Origin of the sequence: Streptomyces sp. NPDC002138 (genome assembly GCF_040296485.1) — a bacterium.
Classification (GTDB): Bacteria; Actinomycetota; Actinomycetes; order Streptomycetales; family Streptomycetaceae; genus Streptomyces.
This window is the reverse complement of the sequence record NZ_JBEOXE010000015.1, coordinates 1-26,042: the sequence shown is the minus strand read 5'-3', so window position 1 is coordinate 26,042 and position 26,042 is coordinate 1. Positions and strand designations below refer to the sequence as shown.

The following is a 26,042-nucleotide window of genomic DNA, read 5'->3' as shown; positions in this document are numbered from 1 at the left end:
GGCAACCCACCGGACCCGGCCACCCCTCAGCCTGGCAGCGCGCCGCACCACCCTCAGCCCCGCCGGCGATTGAGGCGCCCCCGGAGGGCACAGCGAGCCACAGGCGACCCACCGGGACCGGCCAGCCCCAGCCTGGCAGCGCGCCGCACCACCCTCAGCCCCGCCGGCGATTGAGGCGCCCCCGGAGGGCGCAGCGAGCCGCAGGCGACCCACCGGGACCGGCCACCCCCAGCCCTGGCAGCGCGCCGCACCACCCTCAGCCTCGCCGGCGATTGAGGCGCCCCCGGAGGGCACAGCGAGCCGCAGGCGACCCACCGGGACCGGCCACCCCCGCCGGGCACACCCCCAGCGCCCCCGGAGGGCATGAGCAGCCGCAGGCGGCCCACCGGGACCGGCCACCCCTCAGCCTCGTCGGCCCCGGCGGGGCGGGTGGCGGGCGCGCGGTTACAGGGCTGCGGACAGGGTGGTCAGGAAGGCCGCGATTTCGGGGGGACCCGCCAGGGTCAGGTCGGCTCGGGCCGCGAGTTCGGGGACTTCGGCCGAGCCGCTGCACAGCAGGAGCCCCGGCACGCCCTCCCCCCGCAGCTTCTCCACGGCCGCGAACGCCGCAAGGTCCCCCAGGTCGTCCCCGGCGTACAGCACCGCCTCGGCCCCGGTCTCCGCCAGGTACTCGGTGAGGGCCACGCCCTTGTCCATCCCCGGCGGCCGCAGCTCCAGCACCGCCCGCCCCGGCTCCACCATCAGCCCGTGCCGCGCCGCCAGCTCGGCCAGCGGCCCCCGCAACGCCTCGAACGCGGCCGCGGGATCGGCGGCCCGCCGGGTGTGGACGGCCAGCGCCCGCCCCTTCTCCTCGATCCAGGTGCCGCGCCACGCCCCGATGGCGTCCAGGAACCCCGGCAGCTCGGCCCGCAGCGCCGCCACCCCGGGGTGTTCGGCGGGCGCGTGCACGGTCCCGGTGACGGCGTCCCAGCGCTCGGCGCCGTAGTGCCCGAGGACGACGAGGTGCTCCAGCCCCGGCACCCCCGCGAACCCCCCGTACCGCACCGCGACCCCCGCGGGCCGCCCGGTGACCACGGCCACCGACGCGACCTTCGGCGCGAGCGCGGCCAGCGCCGGCACGGCGTCGGCGTGGGCGCGCGCCTGGTCGGGGTCGGGCACGATCTCGGCGAGCGTGCCGTCGAAATCGAGGGCGATCACGGACCGGCCCGGATTCCGGAGCAGGGCGTCGAGCCCCTCGCGTCCGGCGGCGGTCACGGGCACCGGCAGGCTGTCGGCGGGCGTGCTGTGCGGATGGCTCCCCATACGCACGACCCTAACGGTCCCCTCCGGGGAGGGCTATCGCCGGGCCCGCTGCGCTTCGCGCAGCCTGCGGAGCCGGTTGACCGTACCGGGCGCGTGCGCCAGCGCCCGCGGGTCGTCCATCAGGGCGTTGAGCAGCTGGTAGTAGCGGACGGGGGACATCCCCAGCCGTTCCCGTATCGCCCGCTCCTTGGCGCCGGGACCGGGCCAGGTACGCCCCTCGTACGCGAGCACGGCGGCCTCCGTCTCCGTCAACCGCCCGCCCTCCGTCATACCTCCAGATTAACTCCGGCCACCGACAGCAGGAGCAGGAGCTGGACGATCAGTGCGCGTCCTCCGCACGCGCCGAGCGCGCCATCTCCTCCAGCGTCTTCGCGGGCTGCCCGCCCGGCTGGACGGTCTTGCCGATGTTCTGCTTGATGTTCTCGCTCACGCCCGACCACGACTTCTTGCCGACGGGGTAGAGCCGCGAGGTCGGCAGCGCCTGGAGGAAGGTCTTGAGCTGGCCGGCGCCCGCCCCGGTGGCCGCGTCCATCGACCGGTAGCCGCTGGTGGTGACCGGCAGCAGGTCGTACTGCCCGGTGAAGGCGGTCTGGTTCTCGGCCGAGTAGAGGAAGTCGAGGAACTTGCCCGATTCCTTGCGGTGGCCGTTCTTGAAGGCCATGACCCAGTCGGCGACGCCCATGGCGGGCTTGTCCGCGCCGTCGGCGGTCGGCAGGGCGACCATGCCGAACTTCACGCCCTTGGCCGTGGCCTGCTTGATCAGCGTCGGGTGGCCGTTGAGCATGCCGACCTCACCGCGCGTGAAGCCGTCGAAGGCGGCCTGCCGGTCCAGCTTGGCGGGCTCGACGGGGCCGGTCAGGCCACCGCCGACCAGGGTGTCGCGCAGGTACTCGAAGGTCTTGACGTTGTCCGGGGAGTCCAGCGCGTAGGACTCCTCGTTGTCGGTGTAGCCGCCACCGCCCGCCAGCAGCCAGTTCATGGTCTCGGCCTGCGCCTCCTCGCGGCCCAGCGGCAGCGCGAAGGGGGTCGGGACCTTGGCCGCCTTGAGCTTCTTGGCGGCCGACTCCAGCTCGGACCAGGACTTGGGCTGCCAGCCCTTGCCGGTGCCGACGGCGCTCGCCGGGATGATGCCCGCGTCGGCGAAGAGCTTCTCGTTGTAGAAGAGGAGCCGGGTACTGGCCACGAAGGGCATGCCGTACTGGACCCGCTTGACCTTGCCCGCGTCGGCGAGCGGCGCGAGGAAGTCGGCCTCGGTCTGTACGGAGAGCAGCTCGTCGGCGGTGTAGAGCTTGTCGGCGGCGGCGTAGTCGGCGTAGGCGCCGATCTGCGCGATGTCGGGGGCCTTGCCCGCCTTGACCATCCCGGCGACCTTGGCGTCGACCTCGGTCCAGGAGTAGACGTTCACCTCGACCTTGACGCCGCTGTGGTCCTTCTCGAAGCGGTGCGCGAGGTCCTTCCAGTACTTGGTGGAGGAATTCCCCGGATTGTCCCCGTAGTCGGCCGCCACGACGTGCAGGGTCACCTCGTTGTTCCCGGCGAGGACCTCGCTTCCGCAGCCGGTCAGCGTCACGGTCATGCAGAGTGCGGCGCCGCAGGCCGCCAGGCTCAGGAAACGGGCTCTCACAGCTCTCGGTCCACCCCATGGTTGTACGTACGATCCACGTAAGGTCTACACCACTTTCGCCGAGTGTCCACAACCGGACGGGGATCGCGGTCCCCCATTTGTATGGCTACTCAACAATCCCCCTCAGTGGACTAGACCTTTCCCCGTCCAGCACGCGAGACTGTCACCTGTGAAACCCGTGAAACACGTCATCGCCCTCGATGTGGGCGGCACCGGGATGAAGGCCGCCCTCGTCGCCGGGGACGGCTCGCTGCTCCACGAGGCGCGCCGGGCCACCGGCCGCGACCGGGGCCCCGATGCCGTCGTCGAGTCGATCCTGGAGTTCGCCGCCGAGCTGCGCGACCTGGGGGTCCAGCGGTACGGACAGCCCGCCTCCGCCGCCGGAGTCGCCGTCCCCGGGATCGTCGACGCCGAGAACGGGATCGCCGTGTACGCGGCGAACCTGGGCTGGCGCGACGTACCGATGCGCGCCCTGCTCAGCAGTCGGCTCGGCGGCATCCCGGTGGCCCTCGGCCACGACGTGCGCACCGGCGGCCTCGCCGAGGGCCGCATCGGCGCGGGCCGGGGCGCCGACCGCTTCCTCTTCGTACCGCTCGGCACCGGCATCGCGGGCGCCATCGGCATCGCGGGCCGGATCGAGGCCGGCGCGCACGGCTACGCGGGCGAGATCGGCCACATCGTGGTCCGCCCCGGCGGCCCCGCCTGCGGCTGCGGCCAGTACGGCTGCCTGGAGACCCTCGCCTCCGCCTCCGCCGTCACCCGCGCGTGGGCCGCCGCCTCCGGCGACCCCGCCGCGGACGCGGCCGACTGCGCCAAGGCCGTCGAGTCCGGCGATCCGCGCGCCCTGGAGGTCTGGCTCGCCGCGGTCGGCGCCCTCGCCGACGGTCTGGTCACCGCCCTCACGCTGCTGGATCCGCGCACGCTGATCATCGGTGGCGGGCTGGCCGAGGCCGGAGAAACCTTGTTCACACCACTTCGGGCCGCCGTCGAGGAACGCGTGACGTTCCAGCGACTGCCCGAGATCGTTCCGGCGGCCCTCGGGGACACGGCCGGATGCCTGGGCGCGGGTCTGCTCGCCTGGGACCTACTCGCCACGGAGGTACCTGCCTGATGGCCGGAAGCGCACACAGCACCGTTCTCTCCGGCGCCAAGGTGGTGCTGCCCACCGGGACCGTCACGGGCGGCCGCGTCATCGTCGAGGGCGAGCGCATCGCCGGCAGCGCGCGCGAGGACGCGCGGGCCCTGGACCTGGCGGGGCACTGGATCGTCCCCGGCTTCGTGGACATGCACAACCACGGTGGTGGCGGCGCCTCCTTCACCTCCGGCACCCCCGAGGAGATCCTCAAGGGCGTACGGACCCACCGCGAGCACGGCACCACCACGCTGGTCGCCTCGACCGTCACCGGCGATCTCGACGAGCTGGCCCGGCGGGCCGCGCTGCTCGCCGAGCTGACCCAGCAGGGCGAGATCGCGGGCATCCACTTCGAGGGGCCGTTCATCAACCCCTGCCGCAAGGGCGCGCACAAGGAAGACCTGCTGCGCCACCCGGACCCGGCCGAGGTCCGCAAGCTGATGGACGCCGCGCACGGCGCCGCCCGGATGTTCACGCTGGCCACCGAGCTGCCGGGCGGGCTGGACTCCGTACGCCTGCTGGCCGAGCAGGGGGTGATCGCCGCGATCGGGCACACCGACTCCACGTACGAGCAGACCCGCCAGGCCATCGACGCGGGCGCCACCGTCGCCACCCACCTCTACAACGCGATGCCCGGCATGGAGCACCGCGCGCCCGGCCCGATCGCGGCGCTGCTGGAGGACGAGCGGATCACCGTCGAGCTGATCAACGACGGCACCCACCTGCACCCGGCGATGCTGGAGCTGGCCTTCCACCACGCGGGCGCGCACCGCGTCGCGCTGATCACCGACGCGATGGACGCGGCGGGCTTCGGCGACGGCACCTACCACCTCGGTCCGCTGGAGGTCGAGGTCAAGGACGGCGTGGCCCGGCTCGTCGAGGGCGGGTCCATCGCGGGCTCGACGCTGACCCTGGACACCGCGTTCAAGCGGTCGGTGACCCTGGACCGGCTGCCGGTCGAGTCCGTCGTCCAGGCGATCTCCGCGAACCCGGCCCGGCTGATCGGCGTATACGACCAGGTCGGCTCGCTGGAGCCCGGCAAGTACGCCGACCTCGTCGTCCTCGACGCGGACTTCGACGTCAAGGGCGTCATGCGGCGCGGCGAATGGATCGTCACCCCGGCCGTCTGAGCGGCCAACCGGTGCACCGGCACGGGCGGTCGGCCCGGGGGACTGGGCCGACCGCCTTCTGTTTGGCATGATCCCGGCAGACCGAAACCCGGGGGTCCCGCCGCATGATCGTCACCGTCACGCTCAACACCGCACTCGATGTCACCTATCGGGTGCCGAGGCTGCTGCCGCACGCCTCGCACCGGGTGAGCGACGTCATCGAGCGCCCCGGCGGCAAGGGCCTCAACGTGGCCCGGGTGCTCGCCGCGCTCGGCCACGAGGTCACCGCCACCGGTTTCGCGGGCGGCCCCGCGGGCGCGGCGGTCCGTACGGGCCTGGCGGCCCACGCGCCCGGCGTCGTCGACGCGCTCCTGCCCTGCGCGGGCCCCACCCGGCGCACCCTGGCCGTGGCCGACGCCGCGACCGGCGACACCACCCAGTTCAACGAACCGGGCCCGCTGATCACGCCCGCCGAATGGGCCGCCTTCCTGGAGCACTACGACGCCCTCGTACGGTCCTCCGCGCGCCCCGTCGCCGCGGTCGCCCTGTGCGGCAGCCTGCCGCCCGGCGTCCCCGTCGGCGCGTACGCGGTGCTCGTCCGCGCGGCCCGCGCGGCCGGCGTCCCGGTCCTCCTCGACACCAGCGGCGAGGCCCTGCGGCGCGGGATCGCCGCCCGCCCCGAGATGATCAAGCCGAACGCCGCCGAACTCGCCGAGCTGACCGGCTCCCGCGAACCGCTCCCCGCCACCCGCGACGCCCGCCGGCGCGGCGCCCACGCGGTGATCACCTCGCTGGGCCCGGCGGGCCTGCTCGCGGCCACTCCCCAGGGCACCTGGCAGGCCGCCCCGCCCCGCGCCCTGTCCGGCAACCCCACCGGAGCCGGGGACTCCGCCGTCGCGGGCCTCCTGTCGGCCCTGGCCGAGGGCCTCGACTGGCCCGACCGGCTGGCCCGCGCGGTCGCCCTCTCGGCGGCCACCGTGCACTCCCCGGTGGCGGGAGAGTTCGACCCCCGCACCTACGAGGAGGTACGGGGGTCGGTCACCGTCTCGCGGCCACCCGGTCAGTGACCGGGCGCGCCCGTGCGGGTGGTGGCTGCGGGGAGCGGCGTCAGTTCGCCTCGAGCCACAGCTGGTCGATGAGCACGTCGCACTGGTTGCCCGTCTCGCACGAGATCTTGATGGTGTTCGCGCCCGACTTGAGGTCGACCAGCGAGTAGGTGTTGGTCCAGCCCTTGTCCCACTCGCCGGGCTTCGCGTTCGCCCAGTTCTTCATGTTGATCGGGCGGGTCTGCGCCTCGCCGTTGACGGTCAGCGTGGTGGTGCCGTCCTTGCCCGGGACGCCGTACGTCATCTTCAGCTTGTACGACCCCTCCTTCGGCACGTCCAGCGACCAGGTCAGCGACGCACCGGGCTTGTTGAACCCGCCCACGTACTGCCCGGTGCTCGACTTGGCGCCCGGCACGCTGTTCTGCACGCCCGCGCCGCCCGCCAGGGCGAAGCCGGAACCGGTCGCGTCCGCCTTCGGCAGCTTCGCCGCCGACGCCGAGGGCGACGGCGATCCGCTCGGCTCGCCGGACGGCTGCCGCGACTGGGACTGGGTCGGGCCGGTGTTCTTGCCGTCCGCCTTGTCCTTGTCCGAATCGTCGTTGCCGAAGGCCACGGCCGCGCCGATGCCGATCGCCACGGCGGCGACCACGGCACCGGCCGCGATCAGCATGCCCCGGCGGCTGGAGCCGGAGCCGCCGCCGTGCGGCGGGCCCTGCTGGCCGTGGTGCGGGGGCTGGTGCGGCGGGACGCCGTAGCCCGTCTGGATCGTCTCCGGGGCCTGGTACTGCGCCTGGTAGGGGGGGCTGGCCCGGCTGCTGGTACGCGGCCTGCTGGCCCGGGGCCGGGCCGTTCGGGCCCTGCTGGTAGGGGACCTGGCCGCGCTGGCCGCCGTACGACGGGCGGTCGCCTACCGTGCGCACCTGGTTGTAGGAGGTCCTGGGGACACCTGGCTGCGCGCCACCGGCGGGGCCGGGGTAGCCGTATCCACCACCCTGTCCGGGCGGTGTGGCACCGGCCGCCTGCCCGTCCTCGTAGAGGTAGCCGAACGGATCGTCGTCCTCGGGCTGGTTCGCCCCACCGTTCGAGCCGTGGTTCGCGGGCGTCGTCATCTCAGGTCACTCCTTTCGACCCACGGGAGCCTACCTCGAACAGGCGCGCTCCAGGCGCTCTACCACCCCGACGACGGGCTCAGCCCGCCCTGCGGTGCGCCTTGGACCGTGACCGCTTCTCGATGTACATCCGCTGGTCGGCGGAGCGCAGCACCTCATCCGCGGACATCCCGCAGCTCGCCCAGCCGATTCCGAAACTCGCCCCCACGCGGACCGCCCGGCCGTCCACCCGGATCGGCGGGATGATCGCGTTGCGCAGCCGGACGGCCAGGTCGGCGGCGTCCGCGGCGCCCAGCCCGTCGGCCAGCACCACGAACTCGTCCCCACCCAGCCGGGCGACGGTGTCCCCGTCCCTGACACCGGTCGTCAGCCGCCGTGCCACCTCGATGAGCACCGCGTCCCCGGTGTGGTGCCCGAACCGGTCATTGATCGATTTGAACCCGTCGAGGTCGCAGAAGAGCACCGCGAGTCCCTTGGTCCCGTCGTCGATCTCCGTCTCGGGCGCCACCGTGTGCACGTGGTGGTCGTACGGTCCCACTCCCCCCGGGCCGCCGGGCCCGCCGGGGCCTCCCGGGCCGCCGGTCTGCCCGGGCACGCCGGGGAACTCGAAGGGGTCGGGGCCGCCGTCGGGCCGAAACCCGTGCTCACCGGCACCACCCGCCTCGCTCCGCCCCTCGTAGGCCGCGTCCAGGGCCTCCACCGCCGTCGCCCGCACCGACTGGGGTCTGCGGCACAGCCGCGCGCCGAGCCGGGCCCGCAGTTCGGCGCTGTTGGGCAGTCCGGTCAGCGCGTCGTGGCTGGCCCGGTGGGCGAGCTGGAGCTCGTGCCGCTTGCGCTCCTCGATGTCCTCGACGTGGGTGAGCAGGAAACGGGGCCCGTCGGCCGCGTCCGCCACCACGGAGTTGCGCAGCGACACCCATACATACGTGCCGTCGCGCCGCCCGAGCCGCAGCTCGGCCCGGCCGCCCTCGGCGGAGGTCCGCAGCAGGGTGCCGATGTCCTCGGGGTGCACGAGGTCGGAGAAGGAGTAGCGGCGCAGGACGGAGGCGGGCCGGCCGAGCAGCCGGCACAGCGCGTCGTTGGTGCGCAGCAGCCGCCCGTGCTGGTCACCGCCCATCTCGGCGATCGCCATGCCGCTGGGCGCGTATTCGAAGGCCTGGCGGAACGACTCCTCGCTGGCCCGCAGCGCCTGCTGCTCGCGTTCGAGCCGGACCAGGGCCCGCTGCATGTTCGCGCGCAGCCGCGCGTTGCTGATCGCAATCGCCGCTTGGAACGCGTACATCTGCAGCGCTTCGCGCCCCCACGCGCCGGGGCGGCGCCCGTTGCGCGGCCTGTCCACCGAAATGACACCCAGAAGTTCCCCGGCGGACGCGTACATGGGGGCGTAGAGCCGGTCCTCGGGGTGCCACTCGTCCTCGAACCGCGGATCGGGGCCCTCGGTGTGCCACTGCGGGACGTCGTCCTCGATCAGGACCCAGCCCTCGGTGTGCGGGATGAAGCGCAGCCCGTCCCAGTTCTCACCCATCGTCAGACGGCGGTCCCAGGAGGCGCGGGAGCCGACGCGACCGGTGATGAGGGCCTCCGCGGAGGGGTCGCCGGCGAAGGCGGCGACGACCAGATCACCGTCCGGGCGGACGAGGTTGACACAGGCGAGTTCGTAGCCGAGGCCCACGACGATGCCGTCCACGACGGTCTGCAGGGTGTCCGCGAGACTCCGGGCCGTATTCAGCTCGGCGACCACCTTGTGCAGCTGCCGCAGGGTCGCAAGACGGACGTACGGCTCCGACTCGGTCTCCATTGCTCGCTCTCCCCGAGACCTCGACAGCAACTCCAGGTATGTCATCGGCGTTTCGTTGCGGTGTCCCGTCCACTGAATCACAGTGAGCTGTGCCGCAGGTACACAGGGTCAACAAATCTTGCCCTCTGTGACTCAAGTCACATGAGATGGATAATGGGGCCCTTGCCGACTGGGAGCGCTCCCCTTCATTCCCGGGAGCAAACGATACGCCGGGCACCCGGAAAGCGGTGGGAAGTCGGGCCGGGAAGACCTAGGCCGCGGGTCGCGCGGCGCCTGGGACCACGGCCCGATGTGCCGGTGGGGACGCGAGACTAGCGTTTCGTCCGTGCTGAAGACGAGACCCGCGATACCCCTGATTCCCGCCGTGCCCCCCGCCGTGATCCCCGGCCGCCCGGCCACCCCTCATGCTGAGGGAGTGAGCAACGACGAGTTCCGGGAGGCCATGTCCCGGCTGGCGGCGGGCGTGGTGCTGGTCACGGCACGCGAGGAGCCCCTGTCCGCGACCGGCCCCGACGGCGAGGACGTCGGCATGACGGCGACCGCCTTCATGTCGGTGTCCCTGGATCCGCCGCTGGTCCTGGTGAGCCTGCGCGAGGGGTCCCGGATGGACGACCTGCTGGCCGAACAGCCGCTGTGGGGGGTCTCCGTACTCGCCGAGAGCCAGCGGCAGGTGGCGAGCCGGTTCGCGATGAAGGGCCGGATCAGCGACCGGCTGCTGTTCGCGGACCTGCCGTACCGGCGGGGCGAGGCCTCCGGCGCCCTGCTGATGGGCGGCGCGCTGGCCACCCTGGAGTGCCGCACCGAGAGCCGCGTCGAGGCGGGCGACCACACCCTGGTCATCGGGCGGGTGCTGACGGCGGGCATCCCGGCCGCCGGGGGCACCGAGGGCGGCGGCCCGCTCACCTATTTCCGCGGCAAGTACCGCCACTTGGGTGCGTGAGGCCCGGCATTCCCGCCCCGCTGGCGTGTGAGGCGCGGGGTCCGGGGCGGAGCCCCGGGGGGTCGGCTGCCCGCGGGCTACCAGTCCCGGCCGGTCCGCCCCCGCTTGGTCTCGGCCCGCGCCTTCTTCTCGCGCAGCCGCCGCTCGTTGATCCCGCGCGGGATCTTCGTCGCCCGCCTCGCCTTCGGCGGCGGCGCCGTCGCCTCGGCCAGCAGCGCGGCCAGCCGGACCAGCGCCATCTCCCGGTTGCGGAACTGCGAGCGGTGCTCGGAAGCCCGTACGGTCACCACGCCGTCCACCAGCCGCGAGGCGAGCCGCTCCAGCGCCCGCGCCCGCCACACCTCGGGCAGCGCCTTGGTGGCCCCGATGTCGAAGAGCAGCTCGACCCGCGAGTCGGAGGTGTTGACGTGCTGCCCCCCGGGCCCCGAGGAGCGCGAGAAGCGCCAGGTGAGTTCGGCTTCGGGCAGCGCGACCGCACCGCGGATGACATAGGGACCAGGCATGCCCCCTATGATCCGCCCCCGCCCACCACCGCGTCACCCCCATTTCACGCGGGCTGGAACCTCTGCGCCCCCTCCCGGCGTTATGACAGTCAGCGGTAACGTCACCAGGGCGTCAGAGGACGTCGCACGGCGTCGCAGGGCGCCGGCAGCACAGGAAAGGGACATCCCATGGCTGTAAGCCTGTCCAAGGGCGGCAACGTCTCGCTCAGCAAGGAGGCTCCCGGCCTCGCAGCCGTCACGGTCGGTCTGGGCTGGGACGTCCGTACGACGACCGGTGTCGACTTCGACCTGGACGCGTCCGCGATCGCGGTGAACCCGACGGGCAAGGTCGTCTCCGACGGCCACTTCGTCTTCTTCAACAACAAGTCCACCCCGGACCAGACCATCGTGCACACCGGTGACAACCGCACCGGTGAGGGCTCCGGCGACGACGAGTCCATCAAGGTCAACCTGGCGGGCCTCCCGGCCGATGTGGACAAGATCGTCTTCCCGGTCTCCATCTACGACGCCGACGCCCGCGGCCAGAACTTCGGCCAGGTGCGCAACGCGTACATCCGCGTCGTGAACCAGGCCGGCGGCGCCGAGATCGCCCGCTACGACCTCTCCGAGGACGCGGCGACCGAGACCGCGATGGTCTTCGGCGAGCTGTACCGCAGCGGCGCGGAGTGGAAGTTCCGCGCGGTCGGCCAGGGCTACGCCTCCGGCCTGACGGGCATCGCCCAGGACTTCGGCGTCAACGTCTAGTCGGCCGCACGGCACGGCGTGACGCCACGCCGCGCGGCGCCGCGCAAGGTCACGTCCGGGGCCCGTCCGCCCCGGACTTCCCCCCAGGCCCTCCGTGCCCGTCCGCACGGGGGGCCTCGGTGCGTTCGGGGGGCCGGTGCGCTCCTGTCCCCACGCGGGCGGGGGCTCGCCTTGCTACGGTCGCCGGGTGATCCTCGAACCCCTCGCCCCCGTCGACGGCGCGCTGCCCGGGCCGGTCCTCACCGAGGTCGCCGCGCTCTACGCGACGAACCACGCCTTCTTCGAGCTCAGCGGGGACTTCCCCGACCCCGCGCGGATCACCGTCGAGCAGGTCGCGGCCGCGCTCGCCGACGAACTCGCCCATGACGGCGCCCGGGTGCTGCTGGCCCGTTCGGCGGGCCGCCTGGTCGGGCTGGTCGCCACCCTCGATCACCACCCCGACCCGGGCTCCGGCGATCCGGACCCCTGGATCGGCCTGCTGCTGATCGACGCGACCGCCCACCGCTCCGGGTACGGCCGTACGCTCGCCACCCTCGTCGAGGACCGCTTCCGCACCGCCGGACGGGACGGCCTGCGCCTGGCGGTGCTCGACAACAACCCGCGCGCGCTGGCGTTCTGGACCGCCCAGGGCTACACCGAGCTGCGCCGGGCCCCCGACCTCGAACACGGCCGCCCCTGCACGGTCCTGCGCAAGCCGCTCACCGACCCCCGCTGACCCCGACGCCGACGGCCTTGGCGGCGTCGGCCTTCGCGGCGCCGGCCTTCGCGGCGCCGACCCCGGCCGCACCGGCCTTGTCGTCGCTCGGGGCCTTCGGCTTGTCCTTCCCGTACAGCCACACGTCCCAGACGTCGCTCAGGTCGTGCCCCGTCGACTTCTCGGCGTAGGCGGTGAAGTCGCGCGTACCGGCGTTCCCGTGCCGGTGCTCGGCGGCCCAGCCGCGCACCAGCGCGAAGAAGGCCGGGTCGCCGACCTCCTGACGGATCCGGTGCAGGACCATCGCGCCGCGGTAGTACACGGGATCGGCCGAGATGTCCTCGGGCCCGGGCGGTTCGGCGGGCGGGAAGTCCCCCCACGCCCGGTCGGCGTCGGAATCGACGCGGGTGTCGCCCTCCAGGAACGCGGTGAACCGGTCCTGCGCGCTCGCCCCGCCGTGGTCCTCGGACCACAGCCACTCGGCGTAGGTCGCGAAGCCCTCGTTGAGCCACATGTCCTTCCACGCCTTGGGCGACACCGAGTTCCCGAACCACTGGTGCGCCAGCTCGTGCAGGACGAGGATCTCGCTCGGCGCACCGGAGAACACCGGCCGCGTCTGCGTCTCCAGCGCGTAGCCCAGCGTGCCGTGGCGCTCGACGATCGCCCCGGTGGTGGAGAAGGGGTACGGCCCGAACTTCCCGCTGCCCCACTCCACCATCTCGGGCAGCCGCGCGAGCGGCCCCGCGGAGGCAGCCTCCTCCTCCGGCGCGACGGCGTCGTAGACGGGGATCCCGGACGCCGTCCGCCCCGTCGTGATCTTGTACTTGCCGACGGCGGCCACCGCCAGGTAGCTCGCCATCGGCTGGTCGCCGTGCCACGCGAAGACCGTCCGCCCGGCGCCGTCGTCCGTACGGGAGCGCAACTCCCCGTTGGACACCGCCTCGTACCCCTGCGGGACGGTGAGCGTGATGTCGTACGTCGCCTTGTCGCTCGGGTGGTGGTTGCCCGGGAACCAGGCCATCGACCCGACCGGCTCGCCCACCCCCACCGCGCCGTCGCCGGTGGGGATCCAGCCCTCCTTGGAATCGTCCACGTCGTGGATGACCCGGGGGGTGCCGGAATAGCTCACCTGGGTACGGAAGACCTCGCCCTTCTTCAGGTCCTCGGCGGGGCGGACCGTCAGCTCGTTCCCGGTCCGGTTGAAGCGGGCCCCGGCGCCCTCGACGGTGACGCCCTTGACGTCGAGCCCGGCGAGGTCGAGGTTGAAGGAGCTGAGCCCCTGGGTGGCGCGGGCGGTGATGACGGCGGTCCCCGTCAGGTGCCGCTGCCGGGGCTCGTAGGTGATCCCGAGGGCGTAGTGCTGTACGTCGTAACCCCCGTTGCCCGCCTTGGGGAAGAGCGGGTCCCGCAGTCCCGCCGCCCCGGGTCTGCCCTCCACCGGGCCGCCCGTGCACCCGGCGAGGAGCGCGAGGAGCAGGGCGAAGGCCGTCGCCACGGCGGGGGCGGGGGGCAGGGCGCGGTCATCCACGCTCCGATAGTAGGGGTGTCCTACATTTCGGGACTTGCCTGGCGCTCTTTTGCCGCCGACTTGTCCCTTGCCCGTCCTTACTTGTCGAGGGCGTCGGCGCCGGCCTTGGCGAACTTCTCGTCGAGCTCACCGCTCGGCGCGCCGGCCACGCCGATGCCGGCGACCGGCGCGCCCTTGGCCTGGACGGGCGTGCCGCCGCCGAGGAAGAGGGTGCCCGGGATGTCCTTGAGGTTCGGGGTCTGGGCGAGACGGCCCGCGAGGACGGAGGTCGGGGCGTTCCAGGACACGGCGGTGAACGCCTTGCGCTGCGCCGACTCGTAGGACTGCGGGCCCGCGCCGTCGCCGCGCAGGGTCACGAGGGTGTTGCCGTTGCGGTCGACCACCGCGACCGTCACCTTCTGGTTCTCCTTCTCGGCGGCCTGCAGCGCGGCCTGCGCGGCGCGGGTGGCGGCGTCGATGGTGAGGTGGGTGGAGGTGGTGAAGTTCTTGGCGCCGCCCTTGTCGTCGCCCTTGTCGTCGCTCTTGTCGTCGCTCTTGTGGGCGGGGGCGGCGGCGGTGGCGGGCGCCGGGGCCGGGGAGGCGTTGGCGCTGACCGCCCCGAAGGTCCCGGCGCCGAGGGCGACGGCGAGGGCGGCGCCGGTGAGGAGGCGGGTGCGGGTGTTCATGGCTGCTCCTGGGGTTTCGGGGGTTGCCGGTGTTCCGGGCACCCCCTGATCGTGTCCCGGCCGCCCACCCCACGGGATCCGCGCACCGGCTCGCCCGGGCGCCCGTACCGGATGACCCGGGGGTCAACCGATCGGTCGATCCGGAACCCGCCCAGAGGCCCCAGGCTTGTCCCCGAGCGGGACCCCGCCGACGGCCCGCGGGGCAGCCACCCCAGCCCCACCGGCGGCCCGAGGCAATCTCAGCCTCGCCGGCGTTTGAGGCGCGGGGCCCGGGGCCACCCCAGCCCCGCCGGCGATTGAGGCGCGGGCCCGGGGGGCCTCCGGCGGGCCCTCAAACGCCGGCCAGGCTGACTTGCCACACCGACGGCCCGAGGCAATTCCAGCCTCGCCGGCGTTTGAGGCGCGGGGCCCGGGGCCACCCCAGCCCCGCCGGCGATTGAGGCGCGGGTCCGGGGCACCCCAGCCCCGCCGGCGTTTGAGGCGCGGGTCCGGGGGCCTCCGGCGGGCCCTCAAACGCCGGGCAGGCTGACTTGCCGACCCCGGGGCCTCAGGCGCCGGGCGGGGTGGCTTGCCGACCCCGGGGCCTCGGGCGCCGGGCGGGGTGGCTTGCCGGGGCGGCGGGGGGTCCGGCGTGCGGGCACGATGGACACCGCACGGCCCCCACCCACCCGACCACCCACCACCCACTCCGGAGGAGGAAACGCCCCGTGACCCCACCCAGCCGCACCCTCACCACCGTCATGCACGCCGCCTTCTTCCTCCTCCTCGGCTCCTCCGTGGCCCGCTTCCTCCTGCGCCACCCCGGCGAACCCCGCACCCCGTGGATCATCGCCCTGAGCATCACCCTGGCCCTGCTCTACGTCCTCGGCCCGAAGACAGCCACCGCCCCGACGACGGCCCCCGCCGCGACCACCCCCACCACAACCCCCCGCCCCACCCCCCGCCACCTCGCCCGGCTCGCCCTCGTCGTCGCCACCTGGGTGGTGCTCGTCGTGCTCGCCCCGAGCTTCGCCTGGTGCGCCGTACCGCTCTTCTACACCGCCCTGCGCACCCTCCTGCCCCGCGCCGCCATCGTCCTCGTCGCCCTGCTCACCGCCTTCGTCGTCGCCGCACAGCTCAAGCTCGCCACCGCCTTCGACCCGAACCTGCTGCTGGCCCCGCCCGCCGTCGCCGCCCTCGCGACCGCCGTGTTCGTCCACATGGAGCGCCAGACCCAGGCCCAGCGCACCCTCATCGACGACCTCATCCGCACCCGCCGGGAACTGGCCGCCACCGAACGCCGCGAAGGCACCCTCGCCGAGCGGCAGCGCCTCTCGATGGAGATCCACGACACCCTCGCCCAGAACCTCTCCAGCCAGCAGATGCTGCTCCAGGCCGCCGAGCGGACCTGGGACGCGGACCCGGCCACCGCGCGGGCGCACGTCCGTACCGCCACCGGCATCGCGGCCCGCGGCCTCGCCGAGGCGCGCCGGCTCGTGCACGACCTGGCCCCGGCGGAGCTCGCCGACGGCGTCCCCCTCGCCGAGGCGCTCCGCGCACTGGACGCCGGTCCGGAGGTCACCGTCCGCTTCCACCTGGAGGGCGCGCCGGTCCCCCTCCCGGACCGGACCCAGTCCGCGCTGCTCCGCATCGCCCAGGGCGCCCTCGCCAACGTCCGCGAGCACTCCGGCGCCCGTACCGCCGCCCTCACCCTCAGCTTCCTCGGCGACCAGGTGGTCCTGGACATCGCGGACGACGGCCGGGGCTTCGCCGCCTCCCGGACACAGCCCGGCGCGGCCGGCCCCGAGCGCCCCGGCCGCGGCCACGGCCTGCCCGCGATGCGCGCCCGGGTCCGTCAGCTGGGCGGCACCCTGACCGTCGAGTCCACCCCGGCCGAGGGCACGGTCCTGTCCGCCGCCCTGCCCCTGACCCCCCTGGAGCCCCAATGACGACGATCCTCCTCTGCGACGACCACCTGGTCGTCCGGGCGGGCCTGCTCGCCCTCCTCGGCAGCGAGCCGGACATCGAGGTGGTCGGCGAGGCCGGAAACGGCGAGGAAGCGGTGGCCCTGGCGGCCGCGCTGCGCCCGGACGTCGTCCTGATGGACCTCCAGCTCGGCGAGGGCATCGACGGCATCGAGGCCACCCGCCGCATCACCGCGCTCCCCGGCCCCCCGCACGTCCTGGTGCTGACGACGTACGACACGGACGCCGACATCACCCGCGCCATCGGCGCGGGCGCCACCGGGTACCTGCTCAAGGCGGAGCGCCCCGAGGAGCTCTTCGCGGCCATCCACTCCGCCGCCCAGGGCCGCACCACCCTCTCGCCGCCCGTGGCCAGCCGGGTGATGGCCCAGATGCGCGGTACGAAGCCCACCCTGACGGAGCGTGAGCTGGACATCCTGGGCCAGCTCGCCCGGGGCCTGGGCAACCGGGACATCGCCCGCACGCTGTTCATCAGCGAGGCCACCGTCAAGACCCACCTGGGCCGCATCTACGACAAGCTCGGCGTCGACACGCGCAGCGGCGCCGTCGCGGTCGCCAAGGAACAGCGCCTCCTGCCGTCCTGACCCCGGCCGCGGCCCCGGCCCCCTCCTCCCCCCTCCCCCTCCCGCCCCACCCACCGTGATCCGGACAGTGACGCCCCCTCTTCGGACAACCACGGGCGCGGCCCCGTCCCAGACCTGTCCCACCCGCACCCTCCGCTGGCACGCTCCGCTGACGCGCGCCCACACCCCGGGCGCCACCGCCGGCGAAGGAGCCCGAGTGACCCACCACGCGTCCTCCCACCGCACCGCCCGCACCGCCCCCGCTTCCCCCGCTTCCCCCACCTCCCCCGCTTCCCGCACCGCCCGCACCCCCCGCGCCCTGGTCCGTCTCGCCACCGCCACCACCGCGGTGCTCGCTGCCACCCTCGCCACCCTCGCCGCCCCGGCGAGCGCGAGTCCCGGGCAGTCGGGCACCACCAGCGCCGCCAGCACTACAGGCACCACCAGCACCACCAGCACCACCGAGCAGCTCACCGTCCGTCCCGCCGCCACCGTCACCGACCCCGACGGCACCACCCACACCCACTACGACCGCACCATCGGCGGCCTCCCCGTCCTGGGCGGCGACCTGATCGTCCACCAGCGCCCCGACGGCACCCGGACCACCACCGACACCGCCGTCCCGGCCGCCCTGAAGGCCGCCGCGGCCACCGCCACCGCCACCGCCGCCGCCCCGGCCCTCGCCCCCGGACCCGGCGCCCGCCGGATCATCTGGGCCGCGACCGCCACCCCCGCCGTCGCCTGGGAGACCGTCACCCGCACCCCGCGCGCCGACGGCACCCCCAGCGAACTGCACACCGTCACCGACGCCCGTACCGGCGCCGTCCTCGGCTCGTACGACGCCGTCCACGCGGGCACCGGCAACAGCCAGTACTCCGGCTCCGTCCCCCTCGGCACCACCCTCAGCGGCTCCCTGTACCAGCTCCGCGACACCCTCCGCGGCGACCAGCGCACCCTCGACGCCCTGAACCAGACCACCGGCGGGGTCCTCTTCACCGACGCCGACGACGTCTGGGGCAACGGCGGGCCCTCCAGCCGCCAGACCGCCGGCGTGGACGTCCACTACGGCACCGCCGTCACCTGGGACTTCTACCGCGCCGTCTTCAACCGCAAGGGCATCCGGGGCGACGGCCGCGGCGTCGTCTCCCGCGTCCACTACGGCAACAACTACGCCAACGCCTTCTGGGACAGCTCCTGCGGCTGCGTGAGCTACGGCGACGGCGTACCCGGCAGCGGCAAGCCGTTCACCTCGCTCGACATCGTCGGCCACGAACTCGCCCACGGCCTCACAGCCAGCACCGCCGGACTCCTGTCCTCCGGCGAACCGGGCGCACTCAACGAAGGCACCTCCGACATCCTCGGCACCGCCGGAGAGTTCTTCGCGGACAACGCCACCGACACCGCCGACTACTACATCGGCGAACGCGTCTCCGAGAAGCCGCTGCGCACCATGGACCGCCCGAGCAGCGACGGCTACTCCCGCGACTACTGGTCCAGCGACATCGGCACCCTGAGCCCGGACGCCGCCTCCGGCCCCGCCCGGCACTTCTTCTACCTCCTCTCGGAGGGCAGCGGCCGCAAGGTGATCAACGGCATCACCTACGACTCGCCCACCTACGACGGCTCGAAGCTGCTCGGCATCACCCAGGACAAGGCCGTGCGCATCTGGTACCGGGCGCTGAGCGTCTACATGACCTCCACCTCGAACTACTCCCGCGCCCGCAGCGCCACCCTCCAGGCCGCCACCGACCTCTACGGCGCCGCCGGCCCCGAGCGCGCCGCCGTCGCCGCGGCCTGGAACGCGGTCAACGTCCACTGAGCCCGCCATGCGGCCGGCCGGGAGCAGCGCCACGCGACCGTCACCGGCCGCACGCCCCCTCCGGCCGCACTCACCCCCCGCCCGTGACACCATCGACTACGTGCTCGACATCGGCTACTCCCTCTCCCGGCGCTTCCCGGACCCCCCGCAGACCGACTACCGCTCGGCGGACGTCCACTCCCTGCGCCACGACCTGTTCTGCGGCGACGTCTACCTCGCCGACACCCACGCGGACCGGGAAGTATCCACAGCCTGGGGATGGGTCCCCGTCCTGGACTTCGCCTGGGCGCTGTGCGACATCGTCGAGCAGCTCGACCAGGACCCCCGGGGCAGCCGCGCCGCGAACCGCCAGTACGCCGAACTCGACTTCACCGAATCCTCGGACCGGATGCTCTTCGAGCGGCGCTTCGGCTGGGTCGACGTCGAGGCGGACTGGATGGACCCCGAGGAAGCCCCCCTCACCTTCAGCCACCGGCTGCTGCGCCGCGAGGCCCGCGACTTCCTCCACGACGTGATCGCGGACCTCACCGACATGCACGACGGGCTGGCCGACAACCCGACGATCTGGACCCTGCAGACCCGCTTCCCCCGCGTCCCCGCCTAGTGCCGTGACCGGAAAGGTTCACCGGGTCGCGGCGCCCGGCACGCCGCCGGCGGCTACGGCAGTCGGCTGGTCCGCGGCCGACTCGGCGGCGCGGGCCGGGCGGGTCTCCGGCGGGAACTGGTAAGCCGTCGCTTGCCACTCTCCCGTCTCTCACCACAAAGGGGCTGGTCCATGCCGGGCACGCCGACCATCCGACGACGACTCAACCGGCTGGTCGCCGGTTCCCTGGGCGCGCTGCTCGCCGTCGCGGTGCAGACCGCCCCCGCCCGGGCCGACGTGGGCGACGTGGGCGACGTGACGGAGTATCCGATCACGACGTCCGACAGCTTCCCCGCCGGGATCACGGCGGGACCGGACCGGGCCATGTGGTTCACCGAGTCCGGTGTCGACAAGATCGGACGCATCACGACCGGCGGCGCCATCACCGAGTTCGCCGTACCCACCGCGTCGAGCTTCCCCTTCGACATCACGCAGGGCCCGGACCGCGCCCTGTGGTTCACCGAGGGCTCCGCCGACAAGATCGGGCGGATCACGGCCGCCGGCGCGGTCTCGGAATTCCCCCTGCCCGTGGCGGGCAGCTTCCCCTTGGGCATCACCCTCGGCGCCGACCGCGCCCTGTGGTTCACCGAGGCGGGCACGAACAAGATCGGGCGGATGCGGCCCGACGGAGCCGTCACCGAGTACGCCATTCCCACACCGGAGAGCGATCCGTACCACATCGCGGCCGGCCCCGGCGGTGTGTGGTTCACGGAGGAGATCGCGGGCAAGATCGGCCGTGTCGACCACTTCGGCAAGGTGACCGAGTACCCGCTGCCCACCGGGTTCGAGTTCCCGTCCGACATCGCGGAGGGCCCCGGCGGAATGTGGTTCACCGCGACCCACCAGGTCGGGCGGATCACCCCGAAGGGCAAGATCACGCTCTTCCCGCTGCCGAACCCGGACGAAGGCGCCGACGGCATCACCCGCGGCCCCGACGGGAACATGTGGTACGCCGACCAGGCCGGCCACATCGGGCGGATCACCCCGAAGGGGAAGGTCACCGAATTCCCCGTGACGGGCGGCTCGGACAAGGTGCCCTTCAACATCGCGACCGGGCCCGACCACAACATCTGGTTCACCGAACTCCTCGGCAACGCCATCGGCCGCCTCGACGCCCACCCGGGCCGCGGGCACGGCCCGCACGCCTCCGTCGGGCAGCCGACTCCGAAGGGTCCGCAAGGGCAGCGCCACGAGCGTCCCCACCGCATGAGGCCCTGCGGCCCCGGGACACCCCGCGCCGCTGCCCCGTTCTGCCGCTGACGGCCCCACGCTGTGGCCGGTGAGCCGGTAAGGCTCCCGGCCACAGTGCTAGTGCCGCCACGGGCACCGGCCCGGGCCGGACGAGACGGCCCACACCCACACCCACGCCTACGCCTCCACCCGCAGCCCCACCTGCGCCGCCAGCGCCGGAGCCAGGTCCAGCAGCTGCGGCGGGCTGATCACCGCACCCGCCAGGGACTCCACGCCCCGCGCGATGTCCAGCTCGGCCGCACCCCGCAGGTCCACGTCCGTCATCCGCGCCCCGCCGAAGTCCACCCCGCGCAGCGTGCAGTCGCGGAACTCCACCCGCTCCAGCACCGCGCCCGCGAAGTCCGCCTCGACCAGGACGCAGTTCTCGAAGATCACATCCTTGAGCCGCGCCTTGCGCAGGTTCAGGTAATCGATCTTGCCGCCGTGCACCACGACCCGCTCCAGCACCGCCCCGTGCAGCTGCACCCCGCCCAGCCGGGCGTCCCGCAGCTCCACGTCGCGCAGCGAAGCCTCCGCCAGGTCGGTCCCGACCCCGCGCACCCCCTCCAGTACCGCGTCCATGAACCGCGCCCGCGCCAGCTGCGTCTCGTCCAGCGAGCAACGGCGCAGCGCACAGTCCATGAACCGCGCGCCGATCCCCTCCTGGCCGCCCAGGTCCAGGTCCGCGAACTCCAGCCCGTCGTAGTCCCCGTCGGGCTCCAGACCCGCGTCCTCGTACGGCCGCAACTCCGGCAACCGCACCTCCGCCCGCCGCACAGCCTTCACTTTTCGCGCCATATGCCCATCCTGACCCACGCCACTGACACTCACCGCTGACCGCTGACGGCTGACGGCTGATCGCCGATCGCTCTTGACCTCAACCGGACCTGAGGTTGTTGAGTCGCCGCCATGGACGCCAACCCGACGCACGCCATCCGCACGCACACCTCCATGCACGCCATCCGACTCCACGCCTTCGGGCCCGCCGACAACCTCCGCCACGAGGTCACCGACACCCCCGTCCCCGGACCCGGCCAGGTCCGCGTCGCCGTCGCCGCCGCCGGCGTCCACCTCCTCGACACCGCCCTGCGCCAGGGGCAGCAAGGGCCCCTCCCCGCGCTCCCCGAGCTGCCCACCGTCCCCGGCCGCGAGATCGCCGGCACCGTCGACGCCCTCGGGCCCGGCACCGATCCCGCCTGGTTCGGCCGCCGGGTCGTCGCCCACCTCGGCTTCGCCCCCGGCGGCTACGCCGAGTACGCCGTCACCGGCGCCGAGCGGCTGCACGTCATCCCGCCCCACCTCGACCCCGCCGAGGCCGTCGCCATGATCGGCACCGGGCGCACCGCCCTGGGCATCCTCCAGTTCGCCGAGCTCGGGCCCGACGCCATCGCCCTCGTCCCGGCCGCCGCGGGCGGCATCGGCACCCTGCTCGTCCAGCACGCGAAGAACACCGGCGCCACCGTCATCGCCCTCGCGGGCGGCCCCGCCAAGGCGGCCCTGGCCCACGTCAACGGCGCCGACCTCGCCCTCGACTACACCCGCTCCGACTGGCCCGCCCTCGTCCGCGCCCACCTCGACGCCCTGGGCCGCCCCGGCGCCACCGTCCTCTTCGACTCCGTCGGCGGTACGGTCGCCCGCACCGCCCTCGACCTGCTCGCCCCCGGCGCCCGGCACGTGGTGTTCGGCTGGTCCGACAGCCCGCTGGCCCTCACCGACACCGAACGCGCCGCCCTCACCGCCCGCGGCATCACCACCGAGAACGTCCTCGGCCCCGCCATGCTCCGGCGCGCGGGCGGCGACGACCCGATGCGCACCCTGGAAACCCGGGCCCTCGCCGAAGCCGCCGCGGGGCGCCTGCGGCCGGCGGTCCAGCGCTACCCCCTCGCCGAAGCCGCCGCGGCCCACCGCGCCCTGGAAACCCGCGCCACCGTCGGCAAGGTCGTCCTGGAGCCCTGAGCCCTGAGCCCCTGAGCCCCTGAGCCGCCCCACCCTTAGGGCAGCCCCCTCCCCGACCGCCCTACCCTTCCCCGCCGCCCAGCCGCGCCAGTGCCCCGTCCGTCATCCGGAACACCGTCCACTCATCCTGCGCCGCCGCGTCCAGCGACTCGTAGAAGGAGATCGCCGGCTGGTTCCAGTTCAGCACCCACCATTCCAGGCGCTCGTACCCCCGCTCCCGGCACAGCCCCGCCAGCTCCCGCAGCAACGCCTTCCCGTACCCGCCACCGCGGTGCTCCGGGCGCACGTACAGGTCCTCCAGGTAGATGCCGTGCACCCCGCGCCAGGTCGAGAAGTTCAGGAACCACAGGGCGAAGCCCGCCACCTCGCCCGCGTCCGTCTCCGCGATGTGCGCGAACACCGCCGGACGCTCGCCGAACAGGGCCTCCCGGAGCTGCTCCTCCGTGGCCCGCACCTCGTGCAACGCCTTCTCGTAGTCGGCGAGTTCACGGACCATCGCGTGAATCGCGGGGACATCGGCCTCAGTCGCTGTACGGATCATGCCCGCAGCCTAAAGGGGAGCGCGGCGCGGGGCCGGGCGCGTCCATGCCCCCACCACGGCCTTCGAACCGGAGCGCGAACCCTGGACACCCATGCGGAACGCGGTGTACCACTCCCCCATGACCAGCGCGACGATCAACGGCGGCATCTCCTTCTGGTACGCCACCGACGGCACCCCGCCACCCCGCGAGCCCCTCACCGCCGACGCCACGGCAGACGTCGTCATCGTCGGCGGCGGCTACACCGGTCTGTGGACCGCCTACTACCTCAAGCGGGCCGCCCCCTTCCTCCGGATCACCGTCCTGGAGCAGAAGTTCTGCGGCTACGGCGCCTCCGGACGCAACGGCGGCTGGCTCTACAACGGCATCGCCGGCCGCGACCGGTACGCCAAGCTGCACGGCCACGAGGCCGCCGTACGCCTCCAGAAAGCCATGAACGACACCGTCACCGAGGTCATCGACACCGCGGCCAAGGAGGGCATCGACGCGGACGTCCACCACGGCGGCGTCCTCGAAGTCGCCCGCAGCCCCGCCCAGCTCGGCCGCCTCAAGGCCTTCCACGCCGCCGAAACCGCCTTCGGCGAGACCGACCGCGTCCTGCTCGGCGCCCGCGAGACCCGCGCCCGCGTCGACGTCGCCGACGCCGTCGGCGGCACTTGGAGCCCGCACGGCGCCCGCATCCACCCCGCCAAGCTCGTCACCGGCCTCGCCGACGCCTGCGAACGCCTCGGCGTGACCATCCACGAGTCCACCCCGGTCACCGCCATCGCCCCCAAGCAGGCGGTCACCCCGTACGGAACCGTCCGCGCCCCCTACGTCCTGCGCTGCACCGAAGGCTTCACCGCCTCCCTCAAGGGCCAGAAGCGCTCCTGGCTCCCGATGAACTCCTCGATGATCGTGACCGCCCCGCTGTCCGCCGCCACCTGGGACTCCCTCGGCTGGGCCGACCGCGCCACCCTCGGCGACATGGCCCACGCCTACATGTACGCCCAGCGCACCGCCGACGACCGCATCGCGATCGGGGGCCGCGGGGTCCCGTACCGCTACGGCTCCCGCACCGACAACGACGGCCGCACCCAGCCCGCCACCATCGAGGCCCTCACCACCCTCCTCACGTCCTTCTTCCCCCAGCTCACCGGCACCCCGATCACCCACGCCTGGTCCGGCGTCCTCGGCGTCCCCCGCGACTGGTGCGCCTCGGTCACCCTGGACCGCGCCACGGGCCTGGGCTGGGCCGGCGGGTACGTCGGCTCGGGCGTCGCCACCGCCAATCTCGCCGCGCGCACCCTGTGCGACCTGGTCCAGCAGGACTCGGGCCAGTCCGGCCCCACCGCCCTGACCACGCTCCCCTGGGTCAACCACCGCGTCCGCCGCTGGGAACCGGAACCCTTCCGCTGGCTCGGCGTCCAGGCCCTGTACGCCGCCTACCGCGAAGCCGACCGCCACGAAACCGCCAGCCACACGGCGACCACAACCCCCCTGGCCCGCCTCGCGGACCGCATCTCGGGCCGCCACTGACGCGAGAAGCCCCGGCCCGGACGACGTCCGGACCGGGGCTTCCCCACGGGGCCCCCTGTCGGATTCGAACCGACGACCTACGCATTACAAGTGCGTTGCTCTGGCCGGACTGAGCTAAGGAGGCGTGCGTGACGCTGTGCGGCGCACAGAATCGCCTTCACTCTACACAGCCGCCACACACCCCCGCGAAGACCTTTCCGACCCCCGCCACACCCCCGGACACCCTCCCGAGCCGACCGCGGCACCGCCTCCACGGGCAGACCCGGGTTGAGGGCCTCCGACCGTCGGGGAAGTCACCCGGGGTCAGGTGCTGACAGGAGTGGGGTGCTCCGGGTAGCGTCGGGCGGAGTCCAGTGACTGGACTAGACCTTCGTACTCGGATCGTCCGGCACGTTCCTGCCGGTAGAAGGGATTCATCACCATGGCTTCTGTCACGTTCGACAAGGCGACCCGTATTTACAGCGGGGGCGACAAGCCCGCCGTCGATCAGCTCGAGCTGCACGTCGAGGACGGCGAGTTCCTCGTCCTCGTCGGGCCCTCCGGCTGCGGCAAGTCCACCTCCCTGCGCATGCTCGCCGGGCTCGAGGACGTCAACGGCGGTGCCATCCGCATCGGTGACCGCGACGTCACGCACCTGCCGCCCAAGGACCGGGACATCGCGATGGTGTTCCAGAACTACGCGCTGTACCCCCACATGTCCGTCGCCGACAACATGGGCTTCGCGCTCAAGATCGCCGGTGTGGACAAGGCCACCATCCGCAAGAAGGTCGAAGAGGCCGCGGACATCCTGGACCTGCGCGCGTACCTCGACCGCAAGCCCAAGGCGCTCTCCGGCGGCCAGCGCCAGCGCGTCGCCATGGGCCGTGCCATCGTGCGCCAGCCGCAGGTGTTCCTCATGGACGAGCCGCTGTCCAACCTGGACGCCAAGCTCCGCGTCAGCACCCGTACGCAGATCGCGAGCCTCCAGCGCCGCCTGGGCATCACCACCGTCTACGTCACCCACGACCAGGTCGAGGCCATGACCATGGGCGACCGGGTCGCGGTGCTCAAGGACGGTCTGCTCCAGCAGGTCGACACCCCGCGGAACATGTACGACCGCCCGGCCAACCTCTTCGTCGCCGGCTTCATCGGCTCGCCCGCGATGAACCTGGTCGAGGTCCCGATCACCGACGGCGGTGTGACCTTCGGCGAGAGCCTGGTCCCGATCGCCCGCGAGGCGCTCTCCGCCGCCGCGGACGCCGGTGACCGTACGGTGACGGTCGGCGTGCGACCCGAGCACTTCGACCTCGCCTCCGAGGGCGGCCTGGCCGTGACGGTCAACGTCGTCGAGGAGCTGGGCGCGGACGGCTACGTCTACGGCACGGCGACGATCGACGACAAGGCGCAGGACATCGTGGTCCGGGTCAACGGCCGTCAGGTGCCGGAGAAGGGTTCCGTGCTGCACGTGGTGCCGCGCGCCGGTGAGGCGCACGTGTTCTCCACCTCGTCGGGCGAGCGGCTCGCCAACTGATCAACGGACAGGGGGCGTTGGGCGCGCGGGTGCGCGAGGAGCAGGGGCACGTGACCGTGGTGACCGGCACCGGCGCCTTCGGCGAGCTGGCCGAGCTGGCCGGCGC

At 73.3% G+C, this 26,042-nt stretch carries 23 protein-coding genes, 1 tRNA gene and 1 pseudogene; 14 read left to right on the top strand and 11 right to left on the bottom strand.

Going from position 1 to position 26,042, the window contains the following annotated elements:
- Positions 1-444: 444 nt before the first annotated feature.
- Genes otsB through ABT084_RS12570 form a run of 3 tightly spaced genes read right to left on the bottom strand, consistent with a single transcriptional unit; the run spans position 445 to position 2,926 of the window.
- Positions 445-1,302 (bottom strand): trehalose-phosphatase, encoded by an 858-nt coding sequence (gene otsB, locus ABT084_RS12580; RefSeq protein ID WP_351041654.1) that lies wholly within the window; start codon positions 1,300-1,302, stop codon positions 445-447.
- Between the two features lie 33 nt (positions 1,303-1,335).
- Positions 1,336-1,572 carry a DUF3263 domain-containing protein gene (locus tag ABT084_RS12575; protein ID WP_351041651.1) on the bottom strand — a complete coding sequence of 79 codons (237 nt, stop codon included), beginning with the start codon at positions 1,570-1,572 and terminating at the stop codon, positions 1,336-1,338.
- Between the two features lie 49 nt (positions 1,573-1,621).
- On the bottom strand, positions 1,622-2,926 hold the full coding sequence (locus tag ABT084_RS12570; RefSeq protein ID WP_502968914.1) for an ABC transporter substrate-binding protein: 1,305 nt from the start codon (positions 2,924-2,926) through the stop codon (positions 1,622-1,624).
- A gap of 178 nt (positions 2,927-3,104) precedes the next feature.
- Here ABT084_RS12570 and ABT084_RS12565 point away from each other — a divergent pair, with 178 nt between their 5' ends.
- The 3 genes from ABT084_RS12565 (at position 3,105) to ABT084_RS12555 (ending at position 6,234) form a co-directional block, all read left to right on the top strand.
- Entirely contained in the window at positions 3,105-4,037 is a 933-nt protein-coding gene (locus tag ABT084_RS12565; RefSeq protein ID WP_351041867.1) for an ROK family protein, read from the top strand.
- The gene (gene nagA, locus ABT084_RS12560) at positions 4,037-5,188 is read left to right on the top strand and encodes an N-acetylglucosamine-6-phosphate deacetylase (RefSeq protein ID WP_351041648.1); all 1,152 of its coding nucleotides are present in this window, start codon (positions 4,037-4,039) and stop codon (positions 5,186-5,188) included. Before ABT084_RS12565 ends, nagA begins: the two co-directional genes overlap by 1 nt.
- A 104-nt stretch (positions 5,189-5,292) precedes the next feature.
- Complete coding sequence (locus ABT084_RS12555) at positions 5,293-6,234, top strand: 1-phosphofructokinase family hexose kinase (RefSeq protein ID WP_351041645.1); 942 nt, start codon at positions 5,293-5,295, stop codon at positions 6,232-6,234.
- A gap of 40 nt (positions 6,235-6,274) precedes the next feature.
- Here the strand turns inward: ABT084_RS12555 and ABT084_RS12550 are convergent.
- A pseudogene (locus ABT084_RS12550) lies at positions 6,275-7,322 on the bottom strand (CBM35 domain-containing protein).
- Between the two features lie 79 nt (positions 7,323-7,401).
- Positions 7,402-9,120, bottom strand: coding sequence for a diguanylate cyclase CdgB (cdgB, locus tag ABT084_RS12545; protein ID WP_351041642.1), 1,719 nt, complete (start codon positions 9,118-9,120; stop codon positions 7,402-7,404).
- Between the two features lie 346 nt (positions 9,121-9,466).
- Between cdgB and ABT084_RS12540 the strand changes: the two genes are divergently transcribed.
- Positions 9,467-10,060, top strand: a complete 594-nt coding sequence (locus ABT084_RS12540; protein WP_502968919.1) for a flavin reductase family protein — start codon at positions 9,467-9,469, stop codon at positions 10,058-10,060.
- 77 nt (positions 10,061-10,137) lie between these two features.
- On the opposite strand, the gene arfB is transcribed toward ABT084_RS12540, so the two are convergent.
- Positions 10,138-10,572: an alternative ribosome rescue aminoacyl-tRNA hydrolase ArfB gene (arfB, locus tag ABT084_RS12535; protein WP_351041865.1), complete on the bottom strand. Its 435-nt coding sequence runs from the start codon at positions 10,570-10,572 to the stop codon at positions 10,138-10,140.
- 159 nt (positions 10,573-10,731) lie between these two features.
- On the opposite strand from arfB, the gene ABT084_RS12530 reads away from it, so the two are divergent.
- Positions 10,732-11,307, top strand: coding sequence for a TerD family protein (locus ABT084_RS12530; protein WP_351041636.1), 576 nt, complete (start codon positions 10,732-10,734; stop codon positions 11,305-11,307).
- A 187-nt stretch (positions 11,308-11,494) separates the two neighbouring features.
- Complete coding sequence (locus ABT084_RS12525) at positions 11,495-12,022, top strand: GNAT family N-acetyltransferase (RefSeq protein ID WP_351041634.1); 528 nt, start codon at positions 11,495-11,497, stop codon at positions 12,020-12,022.
- On the opposite strand, the gene ABT084_RS12520 is transcribed toward ABT084_RS12525, so the two are convergent.
- Positions 12,006-13,529: a M1 family metallopeptidase gene (locus tag ABT084_RS12520; RefSeq protein WP_351041631.1), complete on the bottom strand. Its 1,524-nt coding sequence runs from the start codon at positions 13,527-13,529 to the stop codon at positions 12,006-12,008. The two genes, ABT084_RS12525 and ABT084_RS12520, sit on opposite strands and share 17 nt — an antisense overlap.
- A 77-nt stretch (positions 13,530-13,606) precedes the next feature.
- Positions 13,607-14,194, bottom strand: a complete 588-nt coding sequence (locus tag ABT084_RS12515) for a GlcG/HbpS family heme-binding protein (protein ID WP_351041629.1) — start codon at positions 14,192-14,194, stop codon at positions 13,607-13,609.
- A gap of 740 nt (positions 14,195-14,934) precedes the next feature.
- On the opposite strand from ABT084_RS12515, the gene ABT084_RS12510 reads away from it, so the two are divergent.
- From ABT084_RS12510 to ABT084_RS12490, 5 genes are all read left to right on the top strand, one after another.
- The gene (locus tag ABT084_RS12510) at positions 14,935-16,122 is read left to right on the top strand and encodes a sensor histidine kinase (RefSeq protein WP_351041862.1); all 1,188 of its coding nucleotides are present in this window, start codon (positions 14,935-14,937) and stop codon (positions 16,120-16,122) included.
- A complete protein-coding gene (locus tag ABT084_RS12505; protein ID WP_351041626.1) occupies positions 16,119-16,742 on the top strand; it encodes a response regulator in 624 nt (207 codons plus the stop codon). The genes ABT084_RS12510 and ABT084_RS12505 overlap by 4 nt, the downstream gene beginning before the upstream one ends.
- 196 nt (positions 16,743-16,938) lie before the next feature.
- Positions 16,939-18,540: a M4 family metallopeptidase gene (locus tag ABT084_RS12500; protein ID WP_351041623.1), complete on the top strand. Its 1,602-nt coding sequence runs from the start codon at positions 16,939-16,941 to the stop codon at positions 18,538-18,540.
- A gap of 100 nt (positions 18,541-18,640) precedes the next feature.
- Entirely contained in the window at positions 18,641-19,144 is a 504-nt protein-coding gene (locus ABT084_RS12495; RefSeq protein ID WP_351041620.1) for a hypothetical protein, read from the top strand.
- A 171-nt stretch (positions 19,145-19,315) separates the two neighbouring features.
- Entirely contained in the window at positions 19,316-20,443 is a 1,128-nt protein-coding gene (locus tag ABT084_RS12490; protein WP_351041618.1) for a Vgb family protein, read from the top strand.
- A 108-nt stretch (positions 20,444-20,551) separates the two neighbouring features.
- Here the strand turns inward: ABT084_RS12490 and ABT084_RS12485 are convergent, their stop codons facing one another.
- Entirely contained in the window at positions 20,552-21,211 is a 660-nt protein-coding gene (locus ABT084_RS12485) for a pentapeptide repeat-containing protein (protein ID WP_351041615.1), read from the bottom strand.
- Between the two features lie 153 nt (positions 21,212-21,364).
- Here ABT084_RS12485 and ABT084_RS12480 point away from each other — a divergent pair, with 153 nt between their 5' ends.
- The gene (locus ABT084_RS12480; protein ID WP_351041859.1) at positions 21,365-22,369 is read left to right on the top strand and encodes a zinc-binding dehydrogenase; all 1,005 of its coding nucleotides are present in this window, start codon (positions 21,365-21,367) and stop codon (positions 22,367-22,369) included.
- Between the two features lie 61 nt (positions 22,370-22,430).
- Here ABT084_RS12480 and ABT084_RS12475 read toward each other — a convergent pair whose 3' ends face one another.
- Positions 22,431-22,910, bottom strand: a complete 480-nt coding sequence (locus tag ABT084_RS12475) for a GNAT family N-acetyltransferase (RefSeq protein WP_351041612.1) — start codon at positions 22,908-22,910, stop codon at positions 22,431-22,433.
- A gap of 118 nt (positions 22,911-23,028) precedes the next feature.
- Here ABT084_RS12475 and ABT084_RS12470 point away from each other — a divergent pair, with 118 nt between their 5' ends.
- On the top strand, positions 23,029-24,426 hold the full coding sequence (locus ABT084_RS12470; RefSeq protein ID WP_351041609.1) for an NAD(P)/FAD-dependent oxidoreductase: 1,398 nt from the start codon (positions 23,029-23,031) through the stop codon (positions 24,424-24,426).
- Between the two features lie 49 nt (positions 24,427-24,475).
- Here the strand turns inward: ABT084_RS12470 and ABT084_RS12465 are convergent.
- Positions 24,476-24,550 (bottom strand) — tRNA-Thr (locus ABT084_RS12465).
- A 297-nt stretch (positions 24,551-24,847) separates the two neighbouring features.
- On the opposite strand from ABT084_RS12465, the gene ABT084_RS12460 reads away from it, so the two are divergent.
- Positions 24,848-25,936 carry an ABC transporter ATP-binding protein gene (locus tag ABT084_RS12460; protein WP_351041607.1) on the top strand — a complete coding sequence of 363 codons (1,089 nt, stop codon included), beginning with the start codon at positions 24,848-24,850 and terminating at the stop codon, positions 25,934-25,936.
- The last annotated feature ends 106 nt before the right edge of the window (positions 25,937-26,042 follow it).